This window comes from Streptococcus sp. 2579, assembly GCF_013277195.1.
GTDB lineage: Bacteria > Bacillota > Bacilli > Lactobacillales > Streptococcaceae > Streptococcus.
The window spans coordinates 185,276-198,366 of the sequence record NZ_VMMM01000006.1; the positions used below are offsets into that span (position 1 = coordinate 185,276).

Sequence of the window (13,091 nt, forward strand, 5' to 3'; positions counted from 1 at the left end):
TACATACTAATTTTATTTAAAGATATTAGCTAGAAAGGACAAACACATGTCTAAAGAACTTTCACCTAAATACAATCCAGCCGAGGTTGAGGCTGGTCGTTACCAAAAATGGCTTGATGCCGATGTTTTCAAGCCTTCTGGAGATCAAAAGGCTAAGCCTTATTCAATCGTCATTCCACCACCAAACGTAACTGGTAAGCTTCACCTTGGTCACGCTTGGGATACGACTTTGCAGGATATTATCATCCGTCAAAAACGCATGCAAGGTTTTGATACACTTTGGCTTCCAGGTATGGACCACGCTGGTATTGCGACTCAGGCTAAGGTTGAGGAGCGCTTGCGTGGTGAGGGTATTACGCGTTATGACCTCGGTCGTGAATCTTTCTTGACGAAGGTTTGGGAATGGAAAGACGAATATGCTACTACTATCAAGGAACAATGGGGCAAGATGGGGCTCTCTGTAGACTATTCACGCGAGCGTTTCACTCTTGACGAAGGTTTGTCAAAAGCTGTTCGCAAGGTCTTTGTGGACCTTTACAAGAAAGGTTGGATCTATCGTGGTGAATTCATCATCAACTGGGACCCAGCTGCACGCACAGCCCTTTCTGATATTGAAGTTATCCACAAGGATGTCGAAGGTGCCTTCTATCACATGAACTACATGCTGGAAGATGGTTCACGCGCCCTTGAAGTGGCAACAACTCGTCCTGAGACCATGTTTGGGGACGTTGCCGTTGCGGTCAATCCAGAAGACCCACGCTACAAGGACTTGATTGGAAAAAACGTCATCCTTCCAATCGCTAATAAATTGATTCCAATCGTTGGGGATGAGCATGCTGATCCTGAGTTTGGTACTGGTGTCGTGAAAATCACACCTGCCCATGATCCAAACGACTTCTTGGTTGGTCAACGACACAACTTGCCACAAGTTAACGTCATGAACGATGACGGAACTATGAATGACTTGGCCTTTGAATTTGCAGGCATGGACCGTTTTGAAGCTCGTAAGGCAGTCGTTGCCAAGCTGGAAGAAATCGGTGCCCTCGTTAAAATCGAAAAACGTGTCCACAGTGTTGGACACTCAGAGCGTACAGGTGTTGTGGTTGAACCACGCTTGTCTACGCAGTGGTTCGTCAAGATGGATCAATTGGCGAAAAATGCTATTGCCAACCAAGACACAGAGGACAAAGTTGAATTCTACCCACCTCGTTTCAACGATACCTTCCTTCAATGGATGGAAAATGTCCACGACTGGGTTATCTCTCGTCAGCTCTGGTGGGGGCACCAAATCCCTGCTTGGTACAATGCTGAGGGTGAAATGTACGTCGGTGAAGAAGCTCCAGAAGGTGACGGATGGACTCAAGACGAAGACGTCTTGGATACTTGGTTCAGTTCTGCTCTCTGGCCATTCTCAACCATGGGCTGGCCTGATGTCGACTCAGAAGACTTCAAACGCTACTTCCCAACTTCAACCTTGGTAACAGGTTACGACATCATCTTCTTCTGGGTGTCTCGCATGATCTTCCAATCCTTGGAATTCACTGACCGTCAGCCATTCCAAAACGTTCTTATCCACGGTCTTATCCGTGACGAGCAAGGACGTAAGATGTCTAAATCTCTCGGTAACGGGATTGACCCGATGGATGTCATCGAGAAATACGGTGCCGATGCCCTTCGTTGGTTCCTTTCAAACGGCTCTGCACCAGGTCAAGACGTGCGCTTCTCTTACGAGAAAATGGATGCTTCATGGAACTTCATTAACAAAATCTGGAACATCTCTCGCTATATCCTCATGAACAATGAAGGCTTGACCCTTGAGCAAGCAACTGCCAATGTGGAAAAAGTTGCCAACAAGGAAGCTGGAAATGTCACAGATCGCTGGATTCTCCACAACCTCAATGAAACGATCGGCAAAGTCACTGAAAACTTTGATAAGTTTGAGTTTGGTGTGGCTGGACACATCCTCTACAACTTTATCTGGGATGAGTTTGCGGACTGGTATGTTGAGTTGACCAAGGAAGTCCTTTATAGTGATAATGAAGAAGAGAAAGTCATCACACGCTCTGTTCTCCTTTACACTTTGGACAAGATCCTTCGCCTCCTTCACCCAATCATGCCATTTGTGACAGAGGAGATCTTTGGACAAATCTCAGAAGGCTCTATCGTTACAGCAGAATACCCAACTGTCAACCCAGCCTTTGAAGACCTTGCGGCTCACACAGGTGTAGAAAGCCTCAAGGACTTGATCCGTGCTGTTCGTAATGCGCGTGCAGAAGTAAATGTAGCTCCAAGCAAGCCAATCACCATCCTTGTTAAGACAAGCGATAGTGACTTGGAAGCCTTCTTTAACAGCAATGTCAACTACATCAAACGATTCACAAATCCAGAACACTTGGAAATTGCATCAACCATCCCTGCACCTGAACTTGCTATGTCAAGCGTTATCACAGGATCAGAAATCTACTTGCCACTAGCAGACCTCCTCAATGTCGAAGAAGAACTGGCTCGTCTCGACAAGGAACTGGCTAAATGGCAAAAAGAACTGGACATGGTAGGCAAGAAGCTCTCTAACGAACGCTTCGTAGCTAATGCCAAACCAGAAGTCGTCCAGAAAGAACGCGACAAACAAGCTGACTACCAAGCTAAATACGCCGCGACCGTCGCACGTATTGATGAGATGAAGAAATTGGTGGAATAAAGCTAAATAAACACAGAAACACGGTGATGAGCCGTGTTTTTTGGTATAATGAAATCAATATCTATTGATGGAGAAAGTGATGTCCAAACACCCTCATTATGAATTGTTAAATTTAATTGGCTACGGTCTTGCTAAGTTTGACAAGCTTTTTATAAAAGAATTTCAATGTTCTAGCAAGTCGGAGTTTTATCGCTACGTGGTTTCTCTGGGAGTTGCTGAAACAACTGGAGTTGTAAAAAATAGAATGGATTTATTTGATCCTTATTTTGAAAATAATCGAAAAGGTTGGTGGCAGAAAGCTGAAGTTTACCGTTTTCGTAAAGATTTAATTGATATGATGTTTGGAAATGAAGATGTTCATAGTTATGCTGAAATCGTTAAAATGCTACTTGCCAGTGAAGGAAAGCGAACAGGCATTACTACCATTGAAAAACCAATCATTCGAACCAAATTCAAACGTCTACAGGAAACGGGAATGGAGGCAGAGAATTATTTTATCCTTCATTTTGATAAAGAAGAAAAATTCCAAGGTGGACAGTTAACCGATGCCCGTCTTTATGGTGATGGATATGATTTCCAAGTAGATGTTCAAGAGCATTCTTACCTTGCCGAAGTAAAAGGTATCCGAAAATCTAAGGGGCGTGTGCGTTTGACTGCGAAAGAATTCGAAAAAGCCAAAGAGTTTCAATCGGATTTTATTTTATCCTTGGTCACAAACCTAGATGATATTCCAAAGTTAGTATTAGTTGATAATCCTTTAAAACATTTTGAGTTTAAAAAGAATATTATCAAAAATGAAATTATTGAATACAGAAGCTTAGAAGATTTGTATTAGTTCCCCCTTAATTTTACTAGTTGAAGAAGATAGAAACCTTGACAGGTCAACGACTCAATGAACTGGAAATCAACGGTATTCGTTTAACCAAGTTTAAAAATGGGGAAATCGGTATTGAATTTATCTGGATTGATATCGAGAATCCCCCAAGTGATGCTATCGGCTGGGTAGCAAAGAAATAAAAGTTTTCAAAACTATTGTAACAAGTAAGGGATTTTATTTTCGTGTACAATTTCAGCTATTCTTGTTATAATCAGCCTATAGGAATCAAGGAGGTGACTCTTATGGCTGTTTTTGTGTCTTTGGATGGAATTGTGGTAGAAGTACTTGATGTCTTTTCTTCTTTTAATGGGGATAGTGAGTTTTTCTTGTGTAAACGTCTTAAAGACAAGAGTCAGTTTGTGATGGAACGCTCTCAGTTCGAGGAGATGTTCCAACTTCAAAGTAGTCACTTGACGACGCAAGAAAAATTACAATTGTTTACCTCTGTGTTTGCTGGCCGTTATGATGTTTATGCTAAGAGTTTTATCAATGATCAAGGGAAAATTCAGTATTTTCCATCCTATGATTATGGTTGGAAGCAGTTGCCGCCTGAAAAACGGAGTTTCCAGACATTAACGGATTCCGTTTTGAAATCTCATTTTCGTGGGGAGACAGCTATCGGTATCTTTCCTATGCACTTAGATGATAGCTGTTATTTTTTGGTACTGGATTTGGATGAAAGTGATTGGAAAGAAGCCGGTTTAGCCATTCGAAGAATAGCCAGGGAACGCCAGATGGAAGCCCATTTAGAGATTTCTCGTTCGGGTCACGGACTCCATATTTGGTTCTTCTTTGAGGAAGCGATTCCGAGTCGAGAAGCTCGCTTGTTTGGAAAGAAACTATTAGAATTGGCTATGCAGGAAAGTATGCAACTGTCCTTTGATTCTTTTGATCGCATGTTTCCAAATCAGGATGTTCTTCCTAAGGGGGGATTTGGTAATTTGATTGCCTTGCCTTTTCAAGGAGAAGCTTATCATCAAGGGCGAACGGTCTTTGTGGATGAACAGTTTCAGCCTTATGAAGACCAATGGAGGTATTTACAAGAAATTCAGAGGGTTTCAACTGCTAAAGTGGCACTGTTAATCCAAGAGGAGTTAGGGAAGCAAGAATTGGATAAGGAGTTGAAGGTCATCTTATCCAATATGATCCAACTTGAAAAATCGTCTGTGACACCCAAGACACTTTTTTTCTTGAAAAATATGGCTTCATTTTCTAATCCCGAATTTTATTTAAAGCAGGCTATGCGACAACCAACCTATCAAATTTCTGAGCGAATGTATTTATTTGGAGAATCCGATCATTATTTATGGCTACCAAGAGGTTTACTGTATCCATTGCAAGATAAATTTAAGCAGGTATCTGTGGAAGATAGGAGAAAGGTACAGAGGTCTATTAGAGTGGAATTTAAGGGAGAACTCACTTTTGAGCAAGAGTTAGCCCTGTCAGATATGATTTCCAAAGAAAATGGTTTACTCCATGCGGAGACTGGTTTTGGGAAGACCGTTTTAGGTGCTGCTCTCATCTCTGAACGTAAGACCAAAACAATTATTCTAGTCCATAATAGGCAACTCTTAGACCAATGGCTGGATCGTTTAAACCATTTTTTGACTTTCGAAGAGGAAGAAGCTACCCGTTATACGGCATCAGGTCGTGAAAGGGTAATAGGCTATGTTGGGCAGTACGGTGGGACTAAGAAATGGCTGAGTGGACTGGTTGATGTCGTTATGATCCAATCTCTATTTAAGTTGGAAAATAGTCAAAGTCTTTTGGATAAGTATGAGATGATGATTGTGGATGAGTGTCATCACGTGTCTGCTTTGATGTTTGAAAAAGTTGTGGCACAGTTTAGAGGGAAGTATCTTTACGGTTTGACGGCTACGCCTGAACGTAAGAATGGTCATGAACCTATTGTTTTTCAGAGAATTGGTGAGATACTCCATACTGCTGATAAGAGGGAAACGGATTTTAAACGGCAATTGCAATTAAGATTCACTTCTTTTGGTCATTTGGAGATTGAAAAGACCAAAGCAAGTAATTTTATACAGCTTAGTGATTGGATTGCGACAGACTCAGTGAGGAATCAGATGATTCTCAAGGATATTCTAGACCAAGTGACAGAAGGGCGGAATATCTTGGTTCTAGTCAATCGAATTCAACAGATAGATGTCTTTGAAAAGTTATTGAAAGAGAAAGAGGTTGATGACTGTTACATTATTAGCGGAAAAACCAAAGTCCAAGAGAGAACAAGTTTATTGAAGACATTAGAACAGCTAGATAAAGGGTTTGTTTTGTTGTCTACTGGAAAATACATTGGCGAAGGTTTTGACTTGCCTCAGCTAGACACGCTTATCTTGGCAGCGCCCTTTTCTTGGAAAAATAATTTGATTCAGTATGCAGGTCGGATTCATAGAAACTACAAGGATAAGTCTTTGGTGCGGATTTTCGATTATGTGGATATTCATGTTCCTTATTTAGAAAAGATGTTTCAGAAACGACAAGTAGCTTATCGAAAGATGGATTATCGTGTCATCGAGGGTGAGGAGAAACAATTCGTTTATGTTGATAGTAGATATGAGAAGGTGTTGAGAGAGGACTTGGCAGGGGAAAGACAGGAATGTATGCTTATTTTACCTTATGTGCACCAGACAAAACTGATGAATTTTCTAAAAGAATTTAGGATTAGTCAAATTGAGATATGTATACCAGAGACGGTTGCAAATAAAACATGGATAGACCAGATGAAGAGCCAGAAAATTAAAGTGTCTTTTACTCAATCAAAAATAGTCACGCCTATTCTTTTGGTAAACAAGACCATTGTTTGGTATGGTGCAATGCCATTATTAGGGAAGGTAGATGAAGTGACCATATTACGTTTGGAATCAGCTAGTATAGTTTCTGAACTAGTGGCAGGTTTACGATAGAGAAAATTTTTAAAAATTTCTATGTATGATTTTCATTTCTTTAGTGAGACTGTTGCCATTATCACATTCGAATCACACAAAATAAAAAAATAAAAAAATTTCTACAAGTACTTGACAAATAGATTGAAATATCTTAAAATGAAAATGGTTACAGAGTTATTAATTATTTAAGCTTCATGTCACCATTAAAAATTGAAATAAAAGGATGTTATCACTAATACAAGTGAGCAGGAACCTATTTAATCACATCGGAAGAAGTTTCTTGATGTTTTTAAGTAGGTTCCTTTTATTTTAAAAGGGAAATTTTATGATCATAAAACGAATACTAAACCACAATGCCGTAATTGCGCAAAGTAAAAAAGATATCGATATTCTTCTTTTTGGAAGGGGAATAGCTTTTGGAAGAAAAATTGGAGATAAAGTAAATCCAATTGATATTGAGAAAAGTTTTTTTCTCAAAAATAGAGATAATATGACCCGTTTTACAGAGATGTTTATTAACGTTCCTTTGGAGTTGGTGTACATCACCGAAAAAATAATTAATCTAGGTAAAATAACATTGGGTAATAATTTTGATGAAATTATCTATATTAATTTAACGGATCATATTTCTTCGAGCATAGAACGTTATAAAGAAGGGATTATTATTTCGAATCCCCTACGCTGGGAAATCTCGAAATATTATAAAGAAGAATTTGAGCTTGGGAAAAGGGCTTTACAAATAATAAAAAAAGAGTTAGGTATTGAACTTCCAATTGACGAAGCTGCATTCATAGCGCTACATTTTGTTAATGCTAATTTAGAAAATAATTTTCAAGAGTCGTATAAAATCACTGAAATAATTATGGGAATTGAGAAAATCATTCAAGATTTCTATTGTACTGAGTTTAACCAAGATTCTATTGATTATTATAGATTCATAACTCATATAAAATTATTTGCCCATCGTTTGGTTGAAAATACAACTTATTGTGACGATGATGATGAAGACTTGTTAGCATTAATGAAAAATAAATATCCTAGGGAATATGAATGTGGTAAACAGGTGGCAATGTTTATACAAACTGAGTACAATTATTTGCTGACTTCTAGTGAATTAGTTTATTTGATGGCTCATATTCGTCGCTTAACAAAAAATTTAGATTAATAGAATAGGAGAATACCATGAGTTATAAAGATACGGTACAAAAAATCCTCGATGTAATTGGAGGCGAAAAAAATGTCAATAGAGTTACCCATTGTGTAACACGTTTAAGATTAGAATTAAAAGATGAAAATTTAGTCAATGATGATGATGTGAAGAAGATACCAGGTGTAATAGGTATTATGAAAAAGAATGGGCAATATCAAATTATACTTGGTAATGATGTAGCCAATTATTATAAAGAATTCATTAAACTTGGCAATTTTGAAACAGATTCAGTTGATCAAGGGCACAAAGGGAATATTTTAGAAAGAATCATTGAATATATCGCTGGTTCCATGACTCCAATCATTCCAGCAATGTTAGGGGGAGGTATGTTGAAAGTCTTGGTAATCATTTTACCAATGCTTGGTATATTGCAATCAGATTCTCAGACTATTGCTTTTTTGACATTTTTTGGGGATGCTCCATATTATTTCTTACCGCTGTTATTAGCTTATTCTGCATCACAAAAATTAAAAGTAACATCTACATTAGCTATGTCTGTAGCAGGTGTACTTCTCCATCCAAATTTTGTTCAAATGGTGCAATCAGGGAATCCTCTTAGTTTATTTGGTGCACCTGTGACACCAGCTAGTTATGGTTCATCAGTCATTCCAATTCTTATTATGGTTTGGTTGATGAAATATATTGAAAAAATGATTGCTAAATTAACACCAGCTGTTACTAAGAGTTTTTTGCAACCTACGCTAGTATTATTAGTATCAAGCTGTATTGCCTTAGTTGTAGTCGGACCTATTGGAGTAATTGTTGGTCAAGGATTATCAAATCTAGTTGGGCAAATGTATGGTGTAGCTGGATGGCTTACATTAGCTATTCTTGGTGCTATTATGCCATTTATTGTTATGACTGGAATGCATTGGGCTTTTGCACCTATTTTTTTGGCGGCATCTATTGCTACTCCAGACGTATTAATTCTTCCAGCAATGTTAGGGTCAAACTTAGCTCAAGGAGCTGCTTCGATGGCTGTTGCATTAAAGAGTAAAAATAATAATACAAAACAAATTGCTTTTGCAGCAGGTTTCTCAGCCTTACTTGCAGGGATTACCGAACCTGCATTATATGGTGTGACTTTAAAATATAAAAAACCACTTTATGCAGCTATGATTGGTGGTGGATTAGCGGGATTATTTGCAGGTCTTACTAGTGTTAAAGCCTATCTATTTGCTGTTCCATCTTTGATAGCGTTGCCTCAATTTATTTATTCTGATGTACCATCAAATATTGTAAATGCTTTAATTGTGGCGGTCATTTCTGTTGTTATTACCTTTGTCTTGGCTTATATATTTGGAATCGATGAAGAAGAGAGTTCTAGCCATTTAGAAGTTGAGGCTAGAGTTTCAAATAAAAAAATGGTATTTTCTCCTATATCAGGAGAAATCATTCCGTTAAGTGATGTCCAGGATAAAACATTTTCAGATAAACTTATTGGAGACGGAGTAGCGATTATCCCAAATGAGGGTAAGGTTTATGCACCATTCGATGGGGAAATTACAAATATTTTTCCGACTAAGCACGCAATTGGATTGAAGAGTGATGAAGGTGTTGAGTTACTAATTCATATTGGATTAGATACTGTTGAGCTAAAAGGTCAAGGTTTTATTAGTCATGTAGAAGAAGGAGACAGAGTTTTCAAAAATCAGTTGATTTTTGAAATGGACTTAAATTTAATCAAGAGTAAAGGCTACGAAACAGTTACACCAGTAATTGTAACGAATACCAACGATTTTCTAGATGTATTAGTATTACCTAATAATCAGACAATCGAGCATTCTAAGGAATTACTGGTAATATTATAATGGAGGAAAGTTATGGCCATTTTTCCAGATGATTTTCTTTGGGGTGGAGCTGTTGCAGCTAATCAAGTAGAGGGAGCATATAATGAAGATGGTAAGGGATTATCAGTTCAGGATGTGTTACCCAAAGGTGGATTAGGAGAAGCAACAGAAAATCCTACAGAAGATAACTTAAAACTGTTAGGTGTTGATTTTTATCATAAATATAAGGAAGATATATCCTTGTTTTCTGAAATGGGCTTTAATGTTTTTCGTACTTCTATTGCATGGAGTAGAATTTTTCCAAAAGGAGATGAGGAAGAACCTAACGAAGCTGGTTTGAAATATTATGATGAATTGTTTGATGAGCTACATGCTCACGGGATAGAACCACTTGTAACTCTTTCACACTATGAGACTCCATTATATTTAGCAAGAAAATATCATGGATGGGTTGATAGGAGAATGATTCATTTTTATGAAAAATTTGCTCGAACAGTTTTAGAAAGGTATAAAGATAAAGTTAAATATTGGCTTACATTTAACGAAGTAAACTCTGTTTTGGAATTACCATTTACTAGTGGAGGAATAGATATACCTAAGGAGAATCTTTCGAAACAAGAATTATATCAAGCTATACATCATGAATTAGTTGCCTCGAGTTTGGTTACAAAAATTGCTCGTGAGATTAATTCAGAGTTTAAGGTGGGATGTATGGTATTAGCTATGCCAGCTTATCCAATGACTCCAAATCCAAAAGATGTATGGGCGACTCATGAGTATGAGAATCTAAATTATCTATTTTCAGATGTGCATGTTAGAGGTTATTATCCGAATTATGCAAAAAGATATTTTAAGGAACATGACATTAACATAGAGTTTGCAGCTGAAGATACAGAGTTATTAAAAAATTATACTGTAGATTTTTTATCGTTTAGCTATTACATGAGTGTGACTCAATCTGCTCTTCCAACACAGTATAATTCAGGAGAAGGGAATATTATTGGTGGTTTAGTAAATCCTTATTTAGAGTCTTCTGAGTGGGGATGGCAAATTGATCCAATTGGACTACGTATAATTTTAAATAGATATTATGACCGTTATCAAATCCCATTATTTATAGTAGAAAATGGATTAGGTGCTAAAGATCAACTAATAAAAGATGAATTTAATAACTTAACCGTCCAAGATGATTATAGAATTCAGTATATGAAAGAACATTTATTGCAAGTAGCTGAAGCTCTACAGGATGGTGTTGAAATTATGGGCTATACGTCTTGGGGATGTATTGACTGTGTTTCTATGTCCACTGCACAACTTTCTAAAAGGTACGGTCTCATTTATGTTGATCGAAACGATGATGGAAGTGGTACATTAAATCGATATAAGAAAATGTCTTTTACTTGGTATAAAGAAGTGATTGAATCAAATGGAGAATCCTTATTCAAATAGTTTTTTATTGATGACTAACTATTATCACGGTTAAGGCAAAATCTCATTAAATATGAAATAAAGAGATTTGGAAGACATCAAATTCTAAACCTCTTTATTTTATAGGGGGATTAATTAATTTAATTTTGTTACAGAGAGCCGATTATAAATAGTTAACTTAGGATAGATTGGTTATATATAGTAGACTGAATCTAAAATAGTACGAAACAATTGCTAAAACATTTATAGAAATTAATTTTACTTTCCCAATCGATTTGTTCTCATCTTATTTCAATCCGCTATAAAGTTAGATAAGAATAAGCTAACAAGCAGAAGTGAGATAGGTCTTGCAAGAATGGTAAAAATCTGATAAACTAAGTAGTAATTGAATAGAAATCCGCAAGACTAGTAACTCAAGGGAAGTATATCAGGGAGGAGAGCCGTGACTGCAAGCTCTCTATATGAAAGCTGGGTGAATTCACTTGCGCATGGATTTAGAAATGAAGGTCTGACTTGTCAGATGAAAACGGATGGTACCGCGTGTCAACGCTCCGAGTGGAGTTTTTGGCATGTGGTTTTCTTTTTATCTACGAGAGACTGATGGAGGAATTATGTCAACTATTGAAGAACAATTAAAAGCGCTTCGTGAAGAAACGCTGGCTAGCTTGAAGCAGATTTCTGCTGAAAATGAAAAAGAGATGCAAGATTTGCGTGTCTCTGTCCTTGGTAAAAAGGGTTCGCTCACTGAAATCCTCAAAGGGATGAAAGATGTCTCTGCTGAGATGCGTCCAATCATTGGGAAACACGTCAATGAAGCTCGTGATGTCTTGACAGCTGCTTTTGAAGAAACAGCTAAGCTCTTGGAAGAAAAGAAAGTCGCGGCTCAACTGGCTAGCGAAAGTATCGATGTGACACTTCCAGGTCGTCCTGTTGCGACTGGTCACCGTCATGTCCTCACACAAACCAGTGAAGAAATCGAAGATATTTTCATTGGGATGGGTTACCAAGTCGTGGATGGTTTTGAAGTAGAGCAAGACTACTATAACTTTGAACGTATGAACCTTCCAAAAGACCACCCAGCTCGTGATATGCAGGATACTTTCTATATCACTGAAGAAATCTTGCTCCGTACCCACACGTCTCCAGTTCAGGCGCGTGCTATGGATGCCCATGATTTTTCTAAAGGTCCTTTGAAGATGATCTCGCCAGGGCGTGTGTTCCGTCGTGATACGGACGATGCGACTCACAGTCACCAGTTCCACCAAATTGAAGGCTTGGTTGTTGGGAAAAATATCTCTATGGCAGATCTTCAAGGAACCCTGCAGTTGATTGTCCAAAAAATGTTCGGTGAAGAGCGTCAAATCCGTTTGCGTCCATCTTACTTCCCATTCACAGAGCCATCTGTTGAGGTGGATGTTTCTTGCTTCAAGTGTGGTGGAGAAGGCTGTAACGTATGTAAGAAAACAGGTTGGATCGAAATTATGGGGGCCGGTATGGTTCACCCGCGTGTCCTTGAAATGAGTGGTATCGATGCGACTGTTTACTCTGGATTTGCCTTTGGTCTTGGACAAGAGCGTGTAGCTATGCTCCGTTATGGAATCAACGATATCCGTGGATTCTACCAAGGAGATGTCCGCTTCTCAGAACAGTTTAAATAATGATTAGAAAAGTAGAAATGGCAGATGTTGAGATGTTGGCTAACATAGCCAAACAAACCTTTCGTGAAACATTTACCCATGATAATACGGAAGAGCAGTTACAGGAATACTTTGAAGAGGCTTATAGTCTGAAAACTTTGTTAACTGAGTTGGGAAATCCTGACTCCGAAACCTATTTCATTATGCATGAAGAGGAGATAGCTGGTTTTCTCAAGGTCAACTGGGGAAGTGCTCAAACTGAGAGAGAATTAGAGGATGCTTTTGAAATTCAACGCCTCTATGTGCTACAAAAATTCCAAGGATTTGGATTCGGTAAGCAACTGTTTGAATTTGCTCTTGAACTTGCTACAAAAAATAGTTTTTCTTGGGCTTGGCTAGGTGTTTGGGAGCATAATACAAAAGCTCAAGCGTTTTATAACCGATATGGTTTTGAAAAATTTAGCCAACATCATTTTATGGTTGGTCAAAAAGTAGATACGGATTGGTTGCTGAAAAAGAAATTAAGGTAAGAAGAGGATTCTTCTATT

The 13,091-nt window shown here is 38.0% G+C and carries 8 protein-coding genes and 1 pseudogene; all 9 read left to right on the plus strand.

What is annotated here, in order from left to right; genetic code table 11:
* Nucleotides 1-46 precede the first annotated feature (46 nt).
* The 9 genes and pseudogenes from HT725_RS03840 (at nt 47) to HT725_RS03880 (ending at nt 13,073) form a co-directional block, all read left to right on the plus strand.
* Nucleotides 47-2,698: a valine--tRNA ligase gene (locus HT725_RS03840; protein ID WP_173253102.1), complete on the plus strand. Its 2,652-nt coding sequence runs from the start codon at nt 47-49 to the stop codon at nt 2,696-2,698.
* Nucleotides 2,699-2,777: 79 nt separating this feature from the next.
* The gene (locus tag HT725_RS03845; RefSeq protein WP_173253114.1) at nt 2,778-3,533 is read left to right on the plus strand and encodes a DUF3883 domain-containing protein; all 756 of its coding nucleotides are present in this window, start codon (nt 2,778-2,780) and stop codon (nt 3,531-3,533) included.
* Between the two features lie 20 nt (nt 3,534-3,553).
* Nucleotides 3,554-3,715, plus strand: a pseudogene (locus HT725_RS03850) (hypothetical protein); the annotation flags it as partial.
* Between the two features lie 102 nt (nt 3,716-3,817).
* Nucleotides 3,818-6,496, plus strand: coding sequence for a DEAD/DEAH box helicase family protein (locus tag HT725_RS03855; RefSeq protein WP_173219834.1), 2,679 nt, complete (start codon nt 3,818-3,820; stop codon nt 6,494-6,496).
* A 307-nt stretch (nt 6,497-6,803) separates the two neighbouring features.
* Nucleotides 6,804-7,643 carry a PRD domain-containing protein gene (locus HT725_RS03860; protein WP_061631244.1) on the plus strand — a complete coding sequence of 280 codons (840 nt, stop codon included), beginning with the start codon at nt 6,804-6,806 and terminating at the stop codon, nt 7,641-7,643.
* Nucleotides 7,644-7,660: 17 nt separating this feature from the next.
* Nucleotides 7,661-9,499 carry a beta-glucoside-specific PTS transporter subunit IIABC gene (locus tag HT725_RS03865; protein WP_061631243.1) on the plus strand — a complete coding sequence of 613 codons (1,839 nt, stop codon included), beginning with the start codon at nt 7,661-7,663 and terminating at the stop codon, nt 9,497-9,499.
* A gap of 12 nt (nt 9,500-9,511) precedes the next feature.
* Nucleotides 9,512-10,927, plus strand: a complete 1,416-nt coding sequence (locus tag HT725_RS03870; RefSeq protein ID WP_173219837.1) for a glycoside hydrolase family 1 protein — start codon at nt 9,512-9,514, stop codon at nt 10,925-10,927.
* A 590-nt stretch (nt 10,928-11,517) separates the two neighbouring features.
* A complete protein-coding gene (pheS, locus tag HT725_RS03875; protein ID WP_049524320.1) occupies nt 11,518-12,564 on the plus strand; it encodes a phenylalanine--tRNA ligase subunit alpha in 1,047 nt (348 codons plus the stop codon).
* The gene (locus HT725_RS03880) at nt 12,564-13,073 is read left to right on the plus strand and encodes an N-acetyltransferase (protein WP_173219840.1); all 510 of its coding nucleotides are present in this window, start codon (nt 12,564-12,566) and stop codon (nt 13,071-13,073) included. Before pheS ends, HT725_RS03880 begins: the two co-directional genes overlap by 1 nt.
* Nucleotides 13,074-13,091 lie beyond the last annotated feature (18 nt).

Bases quoted from the DNA above. Each gene is read 5' to 3' on its own strand.
- HT725_RS03860 (WP_061631244.1), top strand. From the start codon at position 6,804: ATGATCATAAAACGAATACTAAACCACAATGCCGTAATTGCGCAAAGT.
- HT725_RS03865 (WP_061631243.1), top strand. From the start codon at position 7,661: ATGAGTTATAAAGATACGGTACAAAAAATCCTCGATGTAATTGGAGGC.
- HT725_RS03840 (WP_173253102.1), top strand. From the start codon at position 47: ATGTCTAAAGAACTTTCACCTAAATACAATCCAGCCGAGGTTGAGGCT.
- HT725_RS03845 (WP_173253114.1), top strand. From the start codon at position 2,778: ATGTCCAAACACCCTCATTATGAATTGTTAAATTTAATTGGCTACGGT.
- HT725_RS03880 (WP_173219840.1), top strand. From the start codon at position 12,564: ATGATTAGAAAAGTAGAAATGGCAGATGTTGAGATGTTGGCTAACATA.
- HT725_RS03855 (WP_173219834.1), top strand. From the start codon at position 3,818: ATGGCTGTTTTTGTGTCTTTGGATGGAATTGTGGTAGAAGTACTTGAT.
- pheS (WP_049524320.1), top strand. From the start codon at position 11,518: ATGTCAACTATTGAAGAACAATTAAAAGCGCTTCGTGAAGAAACGCTG.
- HT725_RS03870 (WP_173219837.1), top strand. From the start codon at position 9,512: ATGGCCATTTTTCCAGATGATTTTCTTTGGGGTGGAGCTGTTGCAGCT.